The organism is Endozoicomonas montiporae CL-33, assembly GCF_001583435.1.
Lineage (GTDB): Bacteria > Pseudomonadota > Gammaproteobacteria > Pseudomonadales > Endozoicomonadaceae > Endozoicomonas_A > Endozoicomonas_A montiporae.
Window position 1 is genome coordinate 1489873 of record NZ_CP013251.1, and the last position, 21291, is coordinate 1511163.

At 49.4% G+C, this 21291-nt stretch carries 22 protein-coding genes; 17 read left to right on the plus strand and 5 right to left on the minus strand.

The features are described 5' to 3' along the window. The first annotated feature begins 20 nt into the window (after positions 1-20). Positions 21-1616: a FadD3 family acyl-CoA ligase gene (locus EZMO1_RS06510; RefSeq protein ID WP_034874623.1), complete on the plus strand. Its 1596-nt coding sequence runs from the start codon at positions 21-23 to the stop codon at positions 1614-1616. A 54-nt stretch (positions 1617-1670) separates the two neighbouring features. On the opposite strand, the gene EZMO1_RS06515 is transcribed toward EZMO1_RS06510, so the two are convergent. The 3 genes from EZMO1_RS06515 to EZMO1_RS06525 all read right to left on the minus strand — a co-directional run bounded on the left by EZMO1_RS06515 (position 1671) and on the right by EZMO1_RS06525 (position 3421). Next, on the minus strand, positions 1671-2309 hold the full coding sequence (locus tag EZMO1_RS06515) for a magnesium transporter (protein WP_051789737.1): 639 nt from the start codon (positions 2307-2309) through the stop codon (positions 1671-1673). 346 nt (positions 2310-2655) lie between these two features. Continuing rightward, positions 2656-3042, minus strand: a complete 387-nt coding sequence (locus EZMO1_RS06520; protein ID WP_034874622.1) for a YybH family protein — start codon at positions 3040-3042, stop codon at positions 2656-2658. Positions 3043-3157: 115 nt separating this feature from the next. Further along, positions 3158-3421 carry a YihD family protein gene (locus EZMO1_RS06525; protein WP_034874620.1) on the minus strand — a complete coding sequence of 88 codons (264 nt, stop codon included), beginning with the start codon at positions 3419-3421 and terminating at the stop codon, positions 3158-3160. Between the two features lie 191 nt (positions 3422-3612). On the opposite strand from EZMO1_RS06525, the gene grcA reads away from it, so the two are divergent. From grcA to EZMO1_RS06600, 15 genes are all read left to right on the plus strand, one after another. Further along, positions 3613-3999, plus strand: a complete 387-nt coding sequence (gene grcA, locus EZMO1_RS06530; protein ID WP_034874618.1) for an autonomous glycyl radical cofactor GrcA — start codon at positions 3613-3615, stop codon at positions 3997-3999. Positions 4000-4104: 105 nt separating this feature from the next. Beyond that, the gene (locus tag EZMO1_RS06535) at positions 4105-5328 is read left to right on the plus strand and encodes a methyltransferase (protein WP_034874616.1); all 1224 of its coding nucleotides are present in this window, start codon (positions 4105-4107) and stop codon (positions 5326-5328) included. Positions 5329-5495: 167 nt separating this feature from the next. Continuing rightward, positions 5496-5702 carry a hypothetical protein gene (locus tag EZMO1_RS06540; protein ID WP_034874614.1) on the plus strand — a complete coding sequence of 69 codons (207 nt, stop codon included), beginning with the start codon at positions 5496-5498 and terminating at the stop codon, positions 5700-5702. Positions 5703-5765: 63 nt separating this feature from the next. Beyond that, positions 5766-7067: an ISKra4 family transposase gene (locus EZMO1_RS06545; RefSeq protein ID WP_034874099.1), complete on the plus strand. Its 1302-nt coding sequence runs from the start codon at positions 5766-5768 to the stop codon at positions 7065-7067. A gap of 42 nt (positions 7068-7109) precedes the next feature. Beyond that, complete coding sequence (locus EZMO1_RS06550; protein WP_222842204.1) at positions 7110-7628, plus strand: hypothetical protein; 519 nt, start codon at positions 7110-7112, stop codon at positions 7626-7628. Positions 7629-7783: 155 nt separating this feature from the next. Beyond that, complete coding sequence (locus EZMO1_RS06555; RefSeq protein WP_034874610.1) at positions 7784-8686, plus strand: VOC family protein; 903 nt, start codon at positions 7784-7786, stop codon at positions 8684-8686. 12 nt (positions 8687-8698) lie between these two features. Continuing rightward, positions 8699-9574, plus strand: a complete 876-nt coding sequence (locus tag EZMO1_RS06560; protein ID WP_034874608.1) for a CoA transferase subunit A — start codon at positions 8699-8701, stop codon at positions 9572-9574. Between the two features lie 11 nt (positions 9575-9585). Continuing rightward, positions 9586-10386 (plus strand): CoA-transferase subunit beta, encoded by an 801-nt coding sequence (locus EZMO1_RS06565; RefSeq protein WP_034874606.1) that lies wholly within the window; start codon positions 9586-9588, stop codon positions 10384-10386. Positions 10387-10462: 76 nt separating this feature from the next. Next, positions 10463-11362 (plus strand): enoyl-CoA hydratase, encoded by a 900-nt coding sequence (locus tag EZMO1_RS06570; protein ID WP_034874603.1) that lies wholly within the window; start codon positions 10463-10465, stop codon positions 11360-11362. Continuing rightward, a complete protein-coding gene (locus EZMO1_RS06575) occupies positions 11362-12453 on the plus strand; it encodes an NAD(P)H-dependent flavin oxidoreductase (protein WP_051789735.1) in 1092 nt (363 codons plus the stop codon). The genes EZMO1_RS06570 and EZMO1_RS06575 overlap by 1 nt, the downstream gene beginning before the upstream one ends. A 74-nt stretch (positions 12454-12527) precedes the next feature. Beyond that, entirely contained in the window at positions 12528-13286 is a 759-nt protein-coding gene (locus EZMO1_RS06580; protein WP_034874601.1) for an enoyl-CoA hydratase family protein, read from the plus strand. A gap of 29 nt (positions 13287-13315) precedes the next feature. Beyond that, the gene (locus tag EZMO1_RS06585) at positions 13316-14482 is read left to right on the plus strand and encodes an acyl-CoA dehydrogenase (RefSeq protein WP_034874599.1); all 1167 of its coding nucleotides are present in this window, start codon (positions 13316-13318) and stop codon (positions 14480-14482) included. Between the two features lie 12 nt (positions 14483-14494). Beyond that, complete coding sequence (locus EZMO1_RS06590; RefSeq protein ID WP_169740815.1) at positions 14495-15448, plus strand: acyl-CoA dehydrogenase family protein; 954 nt, start codon at positions 14495-14497, stop codon at positions 15446-15448. A gap of 130 nt (positions 15449-15578) precedes the next feature. Next, on the plus strand, positions 15579-16730 hold the full coding sequence (locus tag EZMO1_RS06595; protein WP_034874597.1) for an acetyl-CoA C-acetyltransferase: 1152 nt from the start codon (positions 15579-15581) through the stop codon (positions 16728-16730). Positions 16731-16751: 21 nt separating this feature from the next. Beyond that, a complete protein-coding gene (locus EZMO1_RS06600; RefSeq protein WP_034874595.1) occupies positions 16752-17627 on the plus strand; it encodes an SDR family oxidoreductase in 876 nt (291 codons plus the stop codon). A 553-nt stretch (positions 17628-18180) separates the two neighbouring features. Here EZMO1_RS06600 and EZMO1_RS25340 read toward each other — a convergent pair. Next, positions 18181-19604, minus strand: a protein-coding gene (locus tag EZMO1_RS25340) for an ISNCY family transposase (protein WP_244886696.1) whose coding sequence is annotated in 2 segments (ribosomal slippage) — positions 18181-19160 and positions 19160-19604 — 1425 coding nt in all. Because the reading frame shifts where the segments join, the coding sequence is not laid out codon by codon here. 72 nt (positions 19605-19676) lie between these two features. Between EZMO1_RS25340 and EZMO1_RS06615 the strand changes: the two genes are divergently transcribed. Then, positions 19677-20240, plus strand: coding sequence for a hypothetical protein (locus EZMO1_RS06615; protein WP_222842205.1), 564 nt, complete (start codon positions 19677-19679; stop codon positions 20238-20240). A 251-nt stretch (positions 20241-20491) separates the two neighbouring features. Here EZMO1_RS06615 and EZMO1_RS06620 read toward each other — a convergent pair whose 3' ends face one another. Then, positions 20492-21205 carry a hypothetical protein gene (locus tag EZMO1_RS06620; RefSeq protein ID WP_145912504.1) on the minus strand — a complete coding sequence of 238 codons (714 nt, stop codon included), beginning with the start codon at positions 21203-21205 and terminating at the stop codon, positions 20492-20494. Between the last annotated feature and the right edge of the window lie 86 nt (positions 21206-21291).

Here is a 21291-nt window from a genome sequence, read left to right on the forward strand (position 1 = left end):
AAATAAAACAGGTGTTCAGTATGGCCGATCCGATAACCGGCAATACCATTCCAGAAATGATGGATCGTGTCGCCAGCCAGTTTGCCGAGCGTCATGCGATAGAAGATGGCGATGTCACGTTAACCTATCAGCAGCTGGACCGGCTCAGGGTTCAGGCTGCAGCTTCCCTGCTGGCAATGGGTGTGGAGCGAGGTGATCGGGTGGCTATCTGGGCACCCAATATCTGGGAGTGGGTCGTGTGTGCGCTGGGGTTGCAGACAGCAGGGGCTGCTCTGGTTCCTCTTAATACCCGCATGAAAGGGTCTGAAGCAGCCTATGTGCTGCGCAGTGCCGGGGTTAATGTTCTGTTCTGTATTGATGAGTTTCTGGGTTGTGATTATTCGTCGTTGCTGGAAAGTGAAGACTTGCCGGAGCTTGATACAATTATCACTTTCCGCCCATCAGTTCCCGGAACTAACGACAAGAACCGAATGAGCTTTGAACACTTCCTGACGCTTGGTGAGAAGCTTAATGAAGAGCGCATCCGTAGTCGTCAGAGTTTGGTGTCGGCAGAAGATATGTCGGATTTGTTGTTTACTTCCGGCACCACTGGCAAGCCTAAGGGTGTGGTCACTGGGCATAAGCAGAATCTTGGTGTGATTGCCGACTGGAGTGAAGTGGTTGGTTTGCAGTCTGGTGATCGGTATCTGATTGTTAATCCGTTCTTTCACTCGTTTGGTTATAAAGCCGGTTTTATCGCTGCCCTGATGCGAGGCTGTACCATTATTCCCATGCAGGTGTTTGATGTAGATGCCATTCTGCAGGCCATTGCGAGCGAGAAAGTGTCTGTGCTGCCAGGTCCGCCAACATTGTACCAGTCAATTCTTTCGAAGCCTGACTTGGACAGGTACGACCTTTCATCACTGCGGGTGGCTGTCACCGGCGCTGCAGCCATACCTGTCAGCATGATTCATAATATGCATGACCGGCTTGGCTTTGACACCATTATCACGGCTTATGGTCTGACTGAAGTGTGCGGCTTTGCAACCATCTGCCGGTCAGGTGATGACCCTGAGCTGATTGCAACGACTTCAGGGCGGGCAATGCCCGGTGTGGAGGTGCTGTGTGTTGACCCCGATGGTCAGGAAGTTACACGTGGCGAGCCCGGAGAAGTGGTGATTCGGGGGCATAATGTCATGGCTGAATACTTCAATAATCCCGTCGCTACGAACGAAACCATTGATGAAAACGGCTGGCTGCACACGGGCGATATCGGCGTTATGAACGACGCGGGTTATTTACGCATCACTGACCGGATAAAGGACATGATCATTACCGGTGGCTTCAACGTTTATCCTGCCGAGATCGAGAATGTGCTTAGTGCCCATCAATCGATTGCACAGGTTGCCATTGTCGGAGTACCTGATGAACGCATGGGAGAAGTGGCAATGGCTTATATCATTCCTTCGGTTTCTTCCCGGCCAAAAGCTGAAGACATTATTACCTGGTGTCGTCAGCAAATGGCGAACTACAAAGTGCCCCGGCATGTGAGGTTTGTAGACAGCCTACCATTGAATGCATCCGGAAAAGTGCTCAAGTTTCAGCTTCGGGAAATGGCTAAAACAGAGGTGGCGTGAAATAGCGTTTTATCTGGTTCGGGGTGCGAACTACACCCCGAGCGGTGTTTGTGATCAAATATTCAGCATGCTGGTCGCCAGACCAAAGTAGATCAGCATACCAGAGATATCTACGACACTGGTCAGCATTGGACTGGTCATTACCGCCGGATTAATGCCTGCCCGGGAAGCGCCGAGAGGAATGGTAGCGCCGATCAGGGTAGAGAGAACAATCTGCACAGCCAGAGCGAATGAAATAACAAAGGCGACTTCAAACAGGCTGGTATCCATGGGCAAAGCCGCATCCCCGCTCAAGAGTGATACCTTACAGAAAGCAATAATAGAGATGACACCCGCTGTCATAATACCAACCCGCAGCTCTTTCCAGAGAACACGCAGGTACAGTCCGGTGTGCAGATCGTTTTTTGCCAGTGCCTGAATGATAACAGACGCCGCCTGGCTACCACTGTTACCGCCACTATCTGCAATCATCGGAATATAAACCGCCAGAATCAGCAGGCTGGACAGGGTGTCCTCAAAGGATGTGATGATGTAGCCGGAGATAAATCCGAACAGGGCGAGCATAACCATCCAGCCAATTCGGGACTGGAAGTGATCCATAACGGACTGGTTCAGGTATTCGCTGTGAGTGGTTTCAGCGCGAGTGTTGAATGCGTTGCCGATGGCGGCAGTGCGAGCCTGTGTGTTGAACATGGCGTTAATCCTGCAATGTGTCAGTGTCGTGTTGTTAACCTCTGGTTTCAGGCAGGCAACAGACACTTGGCAGGAACACCACGGTCTTTAAGGTGATCCTTTATCTGTTGCCCGCCAACGTAGACGGAGGTTCCGAAGATTGATCAAACAGTAAATACATGGGTCACCTTTTATGGGGACAGTGAAATTGCGGGCATATTAGTCTGTTCATCCTGAACAGAACCTGAATGAGATGGTAGGTTTTGGCTGCCCGAACTGGTGACAGGTTGATTTTTTTAAAATAGTGTTTTTATTGTGAACTACTGGTGTAGTTTTGTTGAGAAAGAGAAGGGCGTTGATGCGTATGTTACTCTGGCGATGGAGAAATATGCTGATGACGAATCAGCCATTTGCCTGAGTGATTCTCAAGAAAGGCGGTGACGCGCACCTTTGGGTGCTCATGGCCTTTTATACTCAGTTGGGCGCACATGCACGCGGCTTCACCATGCAAATAGACGACAGGCTCTTCAATTTCAGATTCAAAACCGGCCTCGCTGTTGAAATAATCACTGTAGCGCTGCTCAATAGCAGACCGGCTGTTGAGGTTGACGTGCAGTCCGAAACTGTGGGGTTCGTTGTCATCCACAAACAGTGACATCATGCCATCGACATCCTTGTCCTTGATGCAGCGTTCATACTGTTTGACGATGTGCAGAAAAGGTGCGAGAGCCTCTCCTTTCAGCCTTGTAGACATAGCAAAACTCCTGACTCGATAACGATTTTAGGGCGAGCTCTTTTGTGTCTCGAAAGAGCTCGCTGAACGTTTATAAAATAGCAGTGACTGTCAGAAGGTGTCGTTAAATTCTTTTCTACTGAATACCCCGAGCCTTTAAAATGGCGGACTTGAAGTCATCAACACAATCTTTGGCAATACCGGGAATCATTTCATCCTGATCACGGCTGCGCATTTTCAGATGATAGATCAGCATATCGTCGCTCATTGTAGAGAGGTCGCCTTTGTGTCCGGCTTCTTCTGCCATTTTTCCGAGAAAGGTCATCAGACTGTCGTTCTGGCTGTTCATCCATTCGTCTTTCAGCAGTTCCAACAGCTCATTGATACGGTGGCATTGCATGTTTTACTCCTTTGCCGTGCAGAGAAGAGATGTTCTTCTTTGTAAATATATGAATTTATAACTCGTTGATTAGTATAGCTATAATACATTCATTTTATATGAATTTTTAGTTTTAAGTTAAAATTGACTTTGTTATAGTCGTGCTCACTGGTTTTGTAGCAATGAATACCTATAAGTATCGGGAGTAGGCGATGAGTGTTGTAAAAGGAGTTCAGATTACTGCGGCAGATAATGAGGCTCTGCTGCATTCATTCTGGCTGATTGATGAAGCTGATAACGCTGCTCGCTGCTTGTGCAGCCGTGATAATGTTTATGCGAGGGATGAGCAGGTAGAGCTTGATCGTCTGGGTAACATTGAATACCGTGAGGTGGCGTTGGAGCAGCCATCGTTGAGAGAAGGTGGACAACACCTGAATGTTAATGTGCTGTCATCAGAAATGTTGCAGGATGCTGTGGATAACCCTGAAAAATACCCGTCACTGACCATTCGGGTTTCGGGCTATGCTGTGCGCTTTAACTCTCTGACGCCGGAACAGCAGCGCGATGTGATTACCCGTACTTTTACAAAATCCATGTAAGCTTATTGATTACATCAGACGAGCTTGTTCTTCAGCTGTATTCATAATCGACTGAAGGCCGGGAATGACAGATATGGTAGACTTGACCTTTTACGTGTCCAGAACATGTCTGTCATTGATCCCCGTTTCGAATCCCCTTTCCATACTCTCAGCCTGCAACGAATCCCCTTGCGTAAAAGGGAAACCCTTCAGGCCTGGGATGCTGCCGATGAATATCTGCTTGACTATTTTCAAACGGAATTTGTGACACAGAATCCGGATAGTGATCAGAATAGCGATCTGAATCGTGACCAGAATAGTCACACTAATAGCCACCCGAATATTCTGGTATGTAATGACAACTTCGGTGCGCTCTGTCTGAACCTCCACCAATATCAGCCCGCCCTCTATACCGACTCGCATATTGCGGAGCTGGCTCTGGCTCACAATGCCGAATTGAATAACCTTCCTGTTTCTTCTGTTTCCGTCATTCCTTCAACCAGTCACCCGGAAGGTAAGTCTGGTCAGGAAAAGTGGGACATTGTTTTGATGAAACTACCGAAAAACCAGTCATGGTTCCGCGAACAGTTGATCAGAATAAAGCCCTTTCTTCATGAAGGCAGTAAAGTAGTGGTGGGTGCCATGGTAAAACACCTGCCTCATTCGGCACTGGAACAACTGGAGCACATCATTGGACCAGCCAGTCTGTCCAGAGCGAAAAAGAAATCACGCTTGTTGATCGCAGATGCCGACCTGCAACGAACAGTACCGGAGTCAAAATACCCAAGGCAATGGCAGGTCGATAACGCTCGTAAACCTCATAACGGCATCAGATTGATTAATCATGCCAATACGTTTTCCAGAGACAGCCTTGATATTGGTGCGCGATTTTTTATAGAACACCTGCCAACCGACGTCGATGGTCACATTATTGATATGGGTTGTGGCAATGGCATTATTGGAATAGCGACTGCCATGCAAAACCCTGCGCATATTACTTTTGTTGACGAGTCTCATATGGCGGTTGCGTCTGCCCGCGCCAGCTGGCAGGCGAACGGAATGAATGAAACGCAGGCAAGCTTTAAAGTGAACGACGCACTGAAGGGTTTTGCATCAAGCAGTGCGGATTGTATTTTGTGTAACCCACCGTTCCATCAGCAAAACACCGTGGGTGACCAGATTGCCCAGCGTATGTTCAGAGATGCTAAACAGGTTTTGAAATCGGGCGGTGAGTTTCGAGTCATTGGCAACCGTCATCTGGGCTATCACGGCCTGATGAAAAAGCTGTTTGGTAACTGCAGACTGGTGGCTTCGAATGCCAAGTTTGTTGTGCTTTCCTCCTTCAAATAACGGAAATGTGGCAGGTTGGGCAAGCAATCTGCCACTAATCACAAGCCTCTGATCTCTTTGATACTGAGTGATTGCTGTGCACCAGTGAATGTTTGCTACAGTTCTTAAGTCGAAAATAAATCCTATTCTCCCGGGCAGCTTGAATTAGCACAGGAATTGGTTGTGATATGGCTAAAGGATGGGCTTGTAAGCTCTTTACTGTTTTTATTGGCAGACATTTATTTCTCTTGTTCTGCTTGCAGGGTGTTATTCCTCTTGGAGCAGCCCAACCCATTGAACCGGATAATGCTGATGCTGTCAGGTTCAGTAGCATAGCGTTTTATGATCAGATGCCAGATGCGAAAGCTCTTAAACCGGGTGTAAGCGGTAATTAATGTAGGAAGAAACAACATTTTCTGTCTATTTTAAGATATTGAAAATCTTACAGCCTTCACCATATGCCCGCTCAAGTTATCTCTTCAGAAAACAACGAAACGCAGATCCTGATTACCATCCAGCATGGTGACTCAATGCTTGACTTTGAGACTGCTCTTCAGGGTAGCCTCAACGAAGCAGGCGTGCTTGGGGTAGAAAAACAGCTTGAAGCCATGGACACCGATGGTTCGCCTATAAAAGTAGGCGGGATTACCATGAGCAGCAAGCACAAAAAAGAACCCAAAGTGTATGAAACTTCATGGGGTTCCGTTAAGTTGGCACGCTATGTATATCAAAGCAGTCAGGGTGGTGAAACCTTTTGTCCCCTGGATCAGAATGCGCGAATCATTGTCAACTCGACTCCTGCTTTTGCCCGGCTCGTCAGTTGGAAATATGCACAAATGGCTGCTCCCCAGGTAGAAGAAGACTTACTACAAAACCATGGCCGCAAGAGTAGTCGTTCGACGCTTAGAGATCTGGCTGATGTCGTAGCAAGCATCGCTCAGGCAAAAGAAGAAAAATGGGCATACGACATACCCGATTTGCCTAAGGCAGTAAAAACAATAGGCATCGGCCTTGATGGAGCCAACCTTCTTTATTACGAAGGCTATCGTGAAGCCATGTGTGGCACGATAAGCCTTTATGATGACGAAGGGGAGCGGCTCCATACCATCTATTGTGCAGAGGCACCAGAATACGGCAAGGGAACCTTTAAAAGCAGATTTTCAAGAGAAATCAACAAGGTTAAAGCGCGATATCCTGATGCAGTTTATGTGGGAATTGCTGACGGAGCAGCGGATAACTGGACTTTTTTAGAGCCCTTTACAACCGTGCAGGTGCTGGACTTTTACCATGTCTCTGAATATGTTGCCGGGGCTGCTGAGGCTCTTTATCCCGGCAAAAAAGCATCACAGGAGAGGCATGCATGGTTGAAGCAGAAACTACACGACTTGAAACATGAAAAGGGTGCAGCCAAAAGACTTCAGGAAGAGCTTGATAGTGCAAAGCCAGGCAACAACCGTACTGCGTCTCTGGAAAAGTTAATCAGTGCCAGAACGTATTTCAAAAATCATTGGCATCAGATGATTTATCCGCAAGCGAGAGAGCAGAACTTGCCGATAGGTTCGGGAGTGACTGAAGCAGGCTGTAAAACATTGGTGAAACAGAGAATGTGCCGTTCAGGAATGCGCTGGAAGGAGCAGGGAGCATCGATGTTGCTGACGTTAAGGGCACTGGTTTGCACATCCGGATCCTGGAATGCATTTTGGTCAAAAATGAGCCGTTACGGATTCCCTGTCACACACAACCTTCCTCCAGTACATTAATTAGGCAGCACACCCCTTAAACCAACTGAAAAACTACCTTCAGTGCCTGTGAGTATCCAGTATTCCAGCTCAACAATGGGCTTGAACAATGTTCAGTACTCGGTCAGCCATAGTGAAAGTCCGGACGGTTCAACAACCTATGTCATTAATAGTCTTAATCAGCCGTTGTTTGATAGTTTATCCGTTAAAGTCAGCCCGTCAAAAAGCAATGCAGAGTTACAGCTGACATACAGTCTTGAAAAACAGAACAGTGATACATTCAGCGGGCATGTTCGTGTAAAAAGAGACGAAGCTGCGGCTCGAAGTGAGTCAACGAGTGGTCTTCATTCCGTTACGCCCTATTCAGGCACAGTGTACTCTCAGACCTCAGTAACCGGAGGTTCAAGTGATGGTTCAGTGCATAATGAATGGATCATCAAAACAGTGATTCCGGTAGTGATGGTCGGAATTATGATTGCCGGAGTGTTGGCAATTCATTATAACCCTGACATGGAGTTCATCACGGATTTGAATATGAAGTTTGGCTCTTTTTGGAATTGCCTCAATTTCTGGCTTGGGTAATTCGCTTATTCAAGCAACTCCTGCCGCAATATCGTTAGTCTTATTGGACGATGATACCCCTTGTGTTTGTCCGGTTTAATCCACTGCAATAGCTAAAAACATACGTCGAATCCGGCTGGCCGGATTCGTCATAAAAATAATAAGAGGGCAGGTAAATGGATATTCGAGGTCTGGGTTACGTCACTGCGTTTTCGACCGATCTGGAGCAGTGGCGAGAGTACGGTACCCAGGTGCTTGGGATGATGGTTGCTCCTGAATCCACCGATGACCTGCTACTACTGAAACTGGATGAGCGCAGCTACCGCATTGCGGTCATAAAGTCTGATCAGAATGGTTTTGGAGCCAGTGGTTGGGAAGTGGCCGACCAGAAAGCCTTCGATCAGGCAGTGGCCGAACTGGAAGCCGCAGATGTTGATATTGCCCATGGTTCTGAGGTCGATGTTCAGGCGCGTAAGGTGCAGGCTCTGGTAACCTTTAAAGACCCGGAAGGTAACCGGCACGAACTGTTCTGGGGGCCGGTCAGCGACTATTCCCGCTTTGTTTCTCCTGTTGGTGTTAAAGGTTTTGTGACCGGAGAACTGGGGCTGGGACATGTGGTGCTGCCTGCCACAGCGTTTGACCGTTGTCGTGAGTTTTATACCAATGTCATGGGTTTTGACCTGTCCGATCTGATGAATGTCCGTTTCACCCCTGATCCTGCCGAGCCTAATAAGCGGCTGCACTTCCTGCATTGCAATAATGCCCGTCATCATTCCCTGGCGATTTTCGAAATGCCCAGTGAGTCCGGCTGTATCCATATGATGCTGGAAGTAGACGATGTGGATGAGGTTGGACGGGCACTGGACCGGCAACAGGCTCATGGCGTCAAACTGTCAGCCACCTTAGGCAGGCATATCAACGACGATATGGTGTCGTTTTATATGAAGACGCCATCCGGCTTTGATATGGAATACGGCAGTGAAGGTCTGATTATGGACTGGGATAACCATACTGCTTTTGAAACCATGGCAACCAGTCACTGGGGTCACGATTTCAGCATCGGCTTCAAGCAGGATTAAGGAGTAGCTGTCATGGATAAGCGCATGACCACCGCCGATATGGTTGGCGAACTGCGTGATGGAATGACCATTGGTATCGGCGGCTGGGGACCCAGACGCAAGCCTATGGCACTGGTAAGAGAAATTCTTCGCTCCGATCTTAAAGATCTGACGATCGTCGCCTATGGCGGAGCCGATGTCGGCATGCTGTGTGCTGCTGGCAAAGTGAAAAAAGTCGTATTTGCCTTTGTCTCTCTGGATTTCATTCCGCTTGAACCATATTTCCGTCAGGCTCGCCAGAAGGGTGAGATTGAAGTGATGGAGATCGACGAAGGCATGATGTTGCTGGGTCTGAGAGCTGCGGCCTGGGGCTGCCCTTTCATTCCGACGCAGATTGGACTGGGCACCGATGTGATTAAGGTAAATTCTGACCTGAAAGTCATCGGCAGCCCTTATGATGAGAAAGAATGGGTGGCCATGCCTGCCCTGAAACTGGATGTTTCCCTGCTGCATGTTGATCGTGCTGATGAGCGCGGGGTCTGCCAGATCAAGGGCGCTGATCATTATATGGATGACTGGTTTGCCAGAGCCGCAGAGAAAACCTTTGTGACCTGTGATGAGCTGGTGGACAGTGACTATTTCGCTGACCCTGAACAATCCCGCTATGTCTTTTGGGAACGCTCCATGACAACGGGAGTCAGTCTGATGCCCGGTGGTGCTCATCCATCTTCCTGTACCCCACTGTATGGCTTCGATGTCGCCCATTTCAAGGAGTACAACGCCAGCGCGAAAGAGGGTGGCTTTGCCGTTTACTTTGACAAGTACATCAGCAATACGACTGAAGAAGAATATCAGCAAAAGGTCGGTGGGCTTGAAGCCATTCGCAGTCTGCCCATGCCGGTTTATTAAGGAGAAGTGATATGAGTACACCGGCTAAAGAATTTTCACTGGCAGAATTGATGATCTGCGCGGGTGCAGAAGCATTTCGTCACGATGGTGAAGTACTGGCGACAGGGATTGGCCTGATTCCAAGACTGGCGGCCAGTCTGGCCATGAAAACCTTTAATCCTGACCTGATGATGACGGACTCGGAAGCGTTCGTGCTGAGTGAACCCAATCCTGTGGGTAATCGCCCCGACGATTTTGTACAAAAGAATGAAACCTGGATGGGCTTTTCGCGCATTTTTGACAATGTCTGGAGTCGCAAGCGTCATGCCATGGTGGGACCGACCCAGATAGACCAATACGGTCAGGCGAATATTTCCACGCTGGGAGGCTCTTATGAACAACCCAAGGTGCAAATGCTGGGCGTGCGAGGCTTTCCCGGCAACTCCATCAGTCATGCCAACAGTTTTTTTGTGCCCAGTCATAACAAACGAGTGTTTGTTGGTGGTGAATGCGACATGGTGGCGTCCATTGGTTACAACCCGGCACGATTGCCGAAAGGTTATAGCCTGAATGATGTGGATATTCGTTTTGTTGTTACTGATTTGTGCATCATGGACTGGCAGGGGCCGGATCACCAGTTAAGGCTGGTCAGCCTGCATCCGGGTGTCAGTGTTAAGGACGTTCAGGAAAATACAGGGTTTGACGTATTTATTCCGGAACAGATTGCAGAAACCGCTGCACCGACAGAAGAACAGCTAAACATCATTCAGCAGCTTGACCCTCATAACCTGCGTGCCCGTCAGCTGAAAGATAACCCTCCGGGCAGACGATGACCGCTCCGGGCAGGTGTACAAACAAAACGACACCTGCCATTTCAGGGAAACAGGATGCACAAGGGGAACCCCACCCATGACAGAGACGAATAATAATAATCAGGACGTGGTTCTCTATGAAGTACGGGATGACATCGCCATTGTCACCATGAACCGTCCTGAATACAACAATGCCCAGAATTCCCAAATGACGTACGCACTGGATGCCGCCTTTAAACGCGCCAGTGATGATGACAGTGTCAAAGTCATTGTTCTGGCCGGTGCCGGTAAACACTTCTCGGCAGGGCATGATATTGGTACTCCGGGCCGTGACGTCGATAAAACCTTTGATCGTGCCAGTCTGTGGTATGACCATGTGAATAAACCCGGTGGCGAGTTTCTCTATACCCGTGAGCAGGAAGTGTATCTGGGTATGTGTCGTCGCTGGCGTGATATCCCTAAACCAACCATTGCCATGGTGCAGGGTGCCTGTGTGGCCGGTGGTCTGATGCTGGCGTGGGTGTGCGACCTGATCATTGCCACGGATGATTCCTTTTATTCTGACCCTGTCGTTCGCATGGGTATTCCCGGTGTTGAGTACTTTGCTCACGTTCATGAACTTAATCCAAGAATTGCCAAAGAGTTTCTGTTTCTGGGCGAACGCATGCCAGCCGAACGTGCTTACCAGATGGGCATGCTGAACAAAGTAGTCACACGGGATACTCTCGAAGAAGAAACTCTCGCGGTCGCCAGTCGCATAGCCAAAATGCCACGCCTTGGGCTGCAGCTGACCAAACAGGTGATTAATTCAGCAGAAGACCTGATGGGTAAACGCACGACCATGGACATGGCGTTTGGTTACCATCATTTTGCTCACTCTCATAATGAACTGGTGTCGGGTGACCGGCTGTCCGGTTTTGATGGCAAAAAAATGGCACAGTCCCAGCGGGATCAGGAAAAAGGCAAAGATAAAACCACTGAAGAGGTGCAGTCCTGATGTCATTGTCAACACGACTGACCGACCTGCTGGGGTGTGACTATCCGATTATCCAGACGGCGATGGGCTGGGTAGCCGATTCCAAACTGGTGGCTGCCACCTGTAATGCCGGAGGCTTTGGCTTTCTGGCAGGTGCCACCATTCCTCCTCAGGAAATGGAACAGGCCATTTTGGACACCAAAGCGCTGACTGACCGGCCTTTTGGGGTGAATTTCCATATGTATCAGTCGAATGCCCGGGCCATTATCGAGCTGGTCATCCGTCATGGTGTGAAAGCCGTCAGTTACAGTCGTTCGCCGGGTAAGGCCATGATCCAGCAGTTAAAAACGGCGGGTGTAGTATGTATTCCTACCGTTGGTGCATTGAAACACGCCATCAAAGCTGTGGAAATGGGAGCTGATGCTGTCGTGGTTCAAGGCGGTGAGGGAGGTGGGCATACCGGTTCGGTACCGACATCGATTCTATTGCCGCAGGTGGTCGATGCTTTAGACGTGCCTGTAGTCGGTGCCGGAGGATTCAAGGACGGACGCGGGCTGGTGGCCGCACTGGCCTATGGTGCCGAAGGCATTGCCATGGGCACCCGGTTTCTGATGACCAAGAGCAGTCCGGTGCCAGTTCAGACCTTGAGTCGCTATGTTGAAGTCACTAACCCTGCCAAAATTATTGTCAGTAAAGCCATTGATGGTATGCCCCAGCGCATGATCACCAATGAGTTTTTGGGCAAGTTGGAAAACGCCGGTGACTGGAAACGGCTGCTGATGGCATTCCGTAATGGGTTGGCTTACCGCAAATACACCGGTGCCAGCATTACAGATCTGATTACCTCTGCGTTGAAGATGCGTCGTAATGATGGCCTGACTGCGGCTCAGGCGATTATGTCCGCCAATGCCCCCATGGTTATTCAGAAGGCTATGGTCGATGGCAATCCGGCAGAAGGTGCTCTTCCTGCCGGACAGATCGCAGGGGCTATTGATAATCTGCCTACCTGTGAAGCATTAATTACCAGTATTGTCAGTGAAGCTGAAGAATGTCTGTCACAGTTACAGCGTTTGCATAAAAATAAAACAGCTGCCGTCTTGTCGGTGGTTTAAAAATAGTTAGTTAACCAGATCGCTAACTAGTTCGCTAATTAGATAGTTAAAAAAGTACCGGGAAAAGAATAACAATGAGTACGCCCTATAAAGTCACCATTGAAAATGGCATTGCCGAGCTGGTCTTTGATCACCCACCGGTGAATGCATTTGACAGTGAAGGCTGGTTGTCTATTGCCCGTCGTATAGAAGAGCTTGGACAGGATAGCCGTGTTCGGGTCATCATCATTTCGGCAGACGGGCGCGGCTTTTGTGCCGGAGTGGATATCAAGGAACTGGCGCAGGATGGCAGCCTGATCACCAAGGTCAACAAGGGCAATTACGATACTTTCAAGGCCATTCATCAGAATCCGAAACCGGTGATTGTTGCCGTGCACGGGTTTGTACTGGGCGGTGGTATTGGTATTTCCGGTGCTGCTGACATCATCATTGCTTCCGAATGTGCACGCTTTGGTGTGCCGGAAGTGGATCGTGGTGCCATGGGTGGCGGGGCACATCTGCAGCGGATGTTACCGGTACAGAAGGTTCGCTACATGTACTTTACCGGCGAGATGATTGATGCACAGGAAGCTTATCGCCTGGGAGCTGTTGAGCGAGTGGTGCCTCTGGAACAACTGCGGGAAACCGCCTGGATCATGGCGGGTAAGATTGCAGCGAAAAGCCCGAAAATGATTCAGCTTGCAAAAGAAGCCCTCACCGGAATAGAAGACGGCAATCTTGAAGACAAATACCGCTGGGAACAGGGTTTTACGCTGGAGGCTTATACGTCACCTGACTCTCAGGAAGCCAGAGACTCGTTTGTTGAAAAGCGTGATGCTTCATTCAAGGGTTGAAAGAAGAATAATTATAAAGGACCGTTGTTATGGATTTGAATTACACCGCCAGTCAAAAAGCCTTCAGGGAGGAGGTACGCAGCTGGCTGACAGAGAATGTTCCGAAAGAGCCGTTAAAATCGTTTGATACCGAGGAAGGTTTTCGCCAGCACCGCGCATGGGAAGCCAAACTGAATCAGGGACGCTGGGGTATGGTGACCTGGCCGGAAGAACTGGGCGGGCGTGGTTGCAACCTGATTGAGTGGTTGATTTTTGAAGAAGAATATTACCGCTCCGGTGCGCCGCTGAGAGTGAACCAGAATGGTATTTTTCTGTTGGGGCCAACCCTGATGGAGTTTGGCACAGAAGAACAGAAGGCGCGTTTTCTGCCAATGATGGCAACCGGTGAAGAAGTCTGGGCGCAGGGCTGGTCAGAGCCGGATGCCGGCTCTGATATGGCCGCGATTCGCTCAAAAGCGGAACGGGTTGGCGACCACTATGTGATTAACGGCCAGAAAACCTGGTCTACCCGTGCGGTTTGGGCAGACTGGGTGTTTGGTATTTTCCGAACCGACCCTGAATCATCCCGGCATAAAGGTCTGACGTTTATTCTGGTGCCACTGGATGCCGAAGGTGTCAGTGTTCGTCCCATTGAACAGCTCGATGGATTACCGGGTTTTGCCGAAATTTTCTTTGATGATGTCAAAGTACCGGTTGAAAACGTGCTGGGTGGTGAAGGTATGGGCTGGCATGTTGCCATGTCTACTGCCGGATTTGAGCGTGGCCTTATGTTGCGTTCTCCCGCCCGTTTTCAGGAAACCGCTCGCAGGCTGCTGGAACTCTATCAGGAAAACAGAGAACAGGCTGATCTTGACCCGGCCATCGGTGAAGCGGTGACAAGAGCCTATATGGATGCGGAAGCCTACACCCTGAGTACCTACATGACCGCTTCCCGGCTTATGCAGGGAGATAAAATTGGGCCGGAGTCGTCTACAAACAAAATTTTCTGGTCAGAACTGGATCAGACCATGCACGAAACCGCGCTGAGTATTCTGGGTGCCAGGGCTGAACTCTGGTCACATGCACCGGATGCAGGTGCTGTTGGCAGCTGGCTGGATGGTTTTCTGTTTTCTCAGGCTGGCCCTATTTATGCCGGTACTAATGAAATTCAACGCAACATCATTGCCGAGCGTATGCTGGGCATGCCCAGAGCATAAGGAGGGTCAGTCATGGATTTTACCTTCAATGAAGACCAGCTGATGTTCCACGACAGTGTTCAGAGTTTTCTGACCAATGAAGTGACTCCCGAACATATCAGGGAGCAGTGGACAACCCGGTCCGGTCGGTCTCAGCCATTATGGAATCAGTTGGCCGAGTTAGGGTTAACGGCGGTGACCGTACCTGAAAATTTCGGTGGGCTCGGCATGAATGAACCGGACTTTCTGCTGATTGCTGAAGAATGCGGCTATGCGGCTCTGCCTGAACCTCTGGTTGAAACCGTTATGGTGGTGGTGCCGTTAATCGCATCACTGGGCGATGAGGCTCATCATTTTAAGGAACAATGGCTGCCGCTGATTGCCAGCGGGGAAGCAAGAGTAGCGATCCAGCATTCGACCAATCCATTGGTCGCTGATGCTCATATTGCAGACCTTCTGCTTCTGGAAGAGTCCGGGAGTCTTTATGCCGTGCCGACTAACGAAGTCGAACTGACCGAGAATGAATCCGTTGACCCCAGTCGCAAACTGTTCAGTGTGCAGTGGCGGGCAACAGCAGAAAACTGCATTGCGACCGGAGAACAGGCTGAGCAATTGTGGGCGGATGCGCTGAATCGGGGTGCTCTGGCAGTGGCTGCTCAACAACAGGGTATTGCACGACGAGTTATTGATATCTCTGTGGACTACACCTTTGAACGAAAGCAGTTTGGAAAACCTGTGGGTTCTTTTCAGGCGGTGAAGCACCATATGGCGAATGTAGCCGTTAAGATCGAGTTTGCCAAACCGGTACTGTATCGGGCGGCCTATGCTGTTGCCCATCAGTTGCCGGATGCCGCACGGCAGGTGTCCCATGCAAAACTGGTGACATCCGAAGCGGCTTTACTGGCAGCAAAAAATGGTATTCAGGTTCATGGTGCCATGGGATACACCTGGGAAGTGGATTTACAGATTTTTATGAAGCGGGCCTAGGCGCTGGATAGCAGCTATGGCAGTCGTGGCTACCACAAGCTGCGGATCAGGGAAGAACTGTTATCTGGCGATGTTCAGGCCGGTGCCGGTTACACCTTCACGTCGGCTGTGTGATTAAGGAGATTAAAGTATGGCTGAAGCGTATATTGTTGACGCATTGCGCTCTCCCACCGGACGGCGCAAAGGTGGGCTTAGTCATGTGCATGGTGCGGATTTGGGAGCCCATGTACTGAAGGCCATTGTCGGGCGAAATGGCATTCCTGATGATGAATACGACGATGTTATTTTTGGCTGTGTCGATACGATCGGCCCGCTGGCGGGCGATATTGCCCGCACCTGCTGGCTGGCAGCCGGATTGTCGGAAGCGGTGCCGGGTACCACCATTGATCGTCAGTGCGGTTCATCGCAGCAGGCAGTTCACTTTGCCGCTCAGGCCGTCATGAGTGGCACCATGGATGTCGTGGTGGCTGGTGGTGTCCAGACCATGACACAGATTCCTATTTCATCGGCTATGACAGCTGCCGAACCGATGGGTTTTTCTGATCCGTATACCGGTTCCAAAGGGTGGGTAGAACGCTATGGAGAAGTAGCACCTACTCAGTTCAAGGCGGCCCAGATGATTGCAGATCACTGGGAATTAAGCCGTGAAGAACTGGAGGCTTACTCTCTGGAGTCCCATCGTCGTGCCTTGCAGGCTATTCGGGAAGGTCGTTTTAATCAGGAGATCGTGCCACTCGAAGGGGTTGAGATGGATGAAACCCCACGACAAACGTCGTTGGAAAAAATGGCAGAACTCGACTTCCTGTTTGGTTGTGACAAGATAACAGCCGGTGTTTCCAGCCAGACCAGTGATGGCGCTTCTGCCGTGTTAGTGGTTTCAGAACAGGCTTTGGAAAAATACAATCTTAAGCCCAGAGCCCGAATTCATCACATGAGTGTCAGGGCGGCTGATCCCATCTGGATGTTGACTGCACCGATTCCCGCCACAGAGTATGCTCTGAAAAAAGCCGGTATGACTCTGGATCAGATTGACCGGGTCGAAATTAATGAAGCTTTTGCTTCTGTGGCGATGGCATGGCTGAAAGAAACCGGTTATCCCCACGAGCAAACCAACGTTAACGGTGGTGCTATTGCCCTTGGTCATCCCCTTGGAGCAACGGGTACCAAACTGATGACCACATTGTTGCACGAGCTGGAGCGTACCGGTGGGCGGTTTGGTTTACAGACCATGTGTGAAGGTGGTGGTCAGGCCAATGTGACCATTATTGAACGACTGGATTGAAAGAAGAATAAAAGGTAAGTCATGGCAATTTGTGAAAACAGGGTCGTCGTTATTACAGGTGCGGGTGGCGGTCTCGGGAAAGCGTATGCACAGGCATTCGCAGCGGAAGGTGCCCGTGTGGTTGTAAACGACATCAACCTGAAAGCGGCTGAAGAGGTGGTTTCATCCATTAAGGCTGCTGGCGGTGAAGCTGTCGCGAACAATCACGATATTACCGACTATGAAGAGTCAGCCCAGATTGTAAAGCAGGCGGTTGATACCTATGGCGACTTGCATGTCGTTGTCAACAATGCCGGTATTTGTCGGGATCGCATGTTTGCCAGCCTGTCTGAAGCAGACTGGGATGCAGTGGTTGCGGTACACCTTAAAGGGCATTTCTGCATCAGCAGTCATGCAGTGAAGTACTGGCGGGAGCAGTCCAAGGGTGGCAAAGATGTCAGAGCCCGCATCATCAACACCAGTTCCGGTGCCGGCTTGCAGGGGTCGCTTGGGCAGTCAAACTATGCAGCAGCGAAAGGGGCCATTGCATCACTGACCCTGAATCAGGCCGCTGAGCTTGGGCGCTATGGCATTACGGCCAATGCCCTGGCACCGGCGGCACGTACAGGTATGACGGAAGAAGTGTTTGCAGACGTTATGAAAAAGCCTGAAGACGGTTTTGATCATTTCGCGCCGGAGAATGTGGCACCGGTTGTCGTGTGGTTAGGGGCAGAATCCTCACAACATGTTTCTGGCAAGATGTTTGAAGTAGAAGGCGGCAAATTGTCCATTGCCGATGGATGGCGAACAGGCCCGCAAAAAGACAAGGGCGCGCGTTGGGAGCCGTCTGAACTGGGCACCGTTGTTGATGAGCTGGTGAACGAATCGGTGCCCGCGCAGAAAGTGTACGGTACCTGATCGATTCTGATTTCACGTGTCTTTTTTGAAGCTGTATAATCTGTTGCTAGGCTCAAAAACATCCATCCAATGAAGGTAAAAATGAAAAAATAAGCCTCCTCTTTATTGTTGCTTTAATACTTTCAGGCTGTGCTGCTAAGTCACCAAATATTACGTCTGAAAATAAAAATATTACTCATGCCTTAGATGAACTAAAAAAGGAAACCCAGCTAGGATTCAGTCCGTATGATTTATATGATCCATCTGGGCTCAACCCAAGTTTGACTAAAGCAAATGGTTTCGATGCTTATCAAAGATGGTATTGTGCTAAAGGTAGTAGCGCGAAGCAGCAAGCCAAGGATCTAATTAGTGCCTGTCAGAAAACCTCTGAAAAATGGCAGTCGTTCCTGGCCGACAGAAGTTGATAACGGCTGGATTTCAGTTACCAGACGAACAAAGGATGTTTTTTGTACTGCGCTGCTCAAAATACAACCTGATTCGACTATCTACGAGCACAGTAATCTCTCATGCTTGGCATGATCAAAAGTAAACTGACGGGAGCCTGACTGAAAGGCTACTGACGATCTCTGGTCAGCAGAATTTTACCCAACCGCTTCAGGTTGCTGGCGACAACAGCCAGTGCGACATACCGCTCAAAGCCTTCTATCCCTTTATCCGGGCATTTGTCGAGACCATTCGCTTCCAGTGCGTTGATATCGGATTCAACGGCTGAGTGCTTCCTTCTTGCCCGGATAAATTCCGGGTGGCATTCCCGTTTTTTGTCATTGGCTGACAGCCTGCCTTTCTTGGGAAGAACTGAATGCTCCAGAAGAACTTCCAGCTTTTCAAGATTGCCCGGACTCCAGAAGCCTTTGTCGTAGCTCACCTGGCTTAATGTCGGGAACCGCTTTTTGGCAGCCTCAGCCATAGGTACTGTAACCTGGTCGTCTGTTTGTTTTTGCATGACCTGATGATGCAAAGTAAAACCGAACTGATCCTGCAACACGCAGACCCGTAACCCCAGTTCAACCGGAGTTCCGGCTTTGCCTTTGCTGATCCATTCTGTATGAGGCTCAAAGATTGAGAACACCTTCTCATTATGGGGAATCTGCTCATGTTCTATCACCCGTCGGTAAATCAGGTTTATCTGGTGACGACTGTGGGCTATGTGATATTTGAGGTTTTCCAGCCTTGGCTCATCCGGTTGCTTTTTCACCAGCAAGGACAAGGTCGTTTCAGCTCTGCGGACAATTGAAAGGCTGTACTTTATGTACTCGAGATGAGCCATCTCAATATCGTGCTGCCGCTGCTGCTGTTTCAGTTCACAGGTCGCACTGGAATGCTTCAGGTTTCGAGCCTTGTTGTAGCGCTTGCGATGCTGATCTTTGAGGTATTTGCGCTGACGCCAGCCCGGAAGCTGGTACTGATTGGCAAGAGCTGACGCAAACTCAATACTCTTACGGCAAGCGTCGCTCAGAAGGCTGATATCCGTGGGGAAATGGACATCGGTTTTGACTACGAACGAATCGGTACGGCCATGTAGCGGCTCATCTTTTTTTTAACCAGCTGGTGACCTGCATCCACCGTGACCTGGTTAATCTGATCCAGTATCTCCGGTGTGAAGAGGCTGATGTTGTCCTGTAATGTTTGTATGTGGTAGGTGTGGGTACAATAGGGACCATGCCCGAGCATTTTCCGTAATGTCCCATGTTCATTAGCCAACTCTTGCAGGCGGTCGTAGTCACAATTAGTGACAAGGCGCAGAGTGCCAAAGACCAGAATGTTCCAGAGGTCCATACCAGGACGACCATTGTGCCGACTGGCAGGAATTATGTTCTCAAGCACCTGAAAAACCCTGTGTCGCAGATCAGGTGTTATCCAGATATGTTGCAGCCCCCGGAGCAGGCGGGGAATGTCGTCTCTGGACTTGGGATTAAACGTGATGGCGGAGATATCAACTTCGCCCAACTGCATTTGTGGGTTGATGGTTTGGCGCATAAATGTGGAAACAGCCTGTTTTGGAAAATCTTCGAGTACTATATGGGGCTACAGGCTGCTGTTTTCAAGTGTTTGTGGGTTTTCGGACAGGCACTAATTACACAATACTGTTCAAAAAGTGGTGGCATATATGATGGAAAATGGTGTCATGATCCCTTGTTAGGTCAAGCAATATTCAATGCTCAAGTGGGAAATGGTAGTTTAATTGATAAAAATATTCGTAATTCAGATTGTTCTGCAGGTCAAATGACAGCGATTATTGCTGTAACAAGCGAAGGAAGCAACGAATTGTCAAAATGGAATAACTGGACAAAAAACAGCCTGAAATATGTAACAGCTTCAGAGAAAAAAGAAATAGACAATCAAAAATATAAAAACGTTCAAAAGAAAGTTCAGGATGAAGCAAAAAGAAAAAATCAGCAAGGACAGTTAATTGTTGCAAGTGGTGTTGGTACAAAAGTGTGCAAACTGGAAAGTGGAATTGTGTATGCGGGTTTTGTTGAAAGAATTGAAAATAGTAAAATAAAAGTCAGTGTTGTCAGTGCAACTTTACGTGGAAGCTCAAATATACGGCCATCAGGATTTCAACAAACTATTACATGGGATAAACCTGAAAACTGGTATTCATGTAACTAACTCCAACGGTTAGCAGATACTCCCAGTTCGTTCCGGGGCTTCACCTTTCCACCCGATCACGTTCGAGGCTGTCGCAAAAGGACATTTTGCATTACTTGATTCTTTGCCGTCGTTCCCGCGCAGATGGGAACCTACCACTAACAGTGAATCTCCGCCTTCGCGGAGATGACGGTTGAGAGTTAATCCTGCAATTTCATTGCTTTTGCGACAGCCTCCTTCGGCGGCGGTTCAAGGAGGCGTTAGGGGCTTAATCAGGCGTTTGCCTGCAGCAGCTTCAGAACAGGTTGCAGGAAGCGGTTTGATTCCTGGGTGCTGACTTTTTTGCGCAGTTCGGCAGAAATCACTCTCTGGTAAACGCGTTTGCTGGCTGGCAGATTGCTGATCAGGGCATCGATCATTTCCGGGCTGAGCAGTCGGTTGGCAGCGGGTGTCTGAGGATAGGCTGCACGTACCACTGTCTGATCGTATTCAATCAGAACGGCTTTCAGGGAGCCGGGCTCGGCGTCTTCATGGTTCGGCTCTGCTGTTTCAGGCGTTGCAGCTTTCTCAACAACCACTTCAACTTCAACAGTGTTTTTCTGAACGCTTGCTTCGTGAACAGTCGTTTCCTGAACAGGGGTTTCCTGAACAGGGGTTTCTTCTGTCGTCGCAACTGAACCGGATTCAATCAGGGCTGCAGCCATTTCTTCGCGCAGAACCCATGCAGGCTCTTCACCTACAGAACCTTCCAGTGCGATGACGGAGGCAGCGCTGCCTTCAGGCTCGACTTCCAGAAAACCGGCAATGCGTTTCCCCAGGTTGTTGATGATCAGTGAAGCGCGCTTGGCTCCTGTCACCTCAACCACCTGTTCTGCAGTGGCGGCACGTTCAGGAAGAGCAAACCAGGCGGTCAGCAGCTCCATATCCTGTGCGCGAACGGCTTTGTTATTACCCAATGCTTTTAGGAATAATTCTTTAGAAATCAACAGCTTCACCTCGACGAAAAAAATCCGCCTATTCTTTCAGGCTGAACCAAATAATCAATCGCTAGTTGTGCTGATCTGTATGTTTT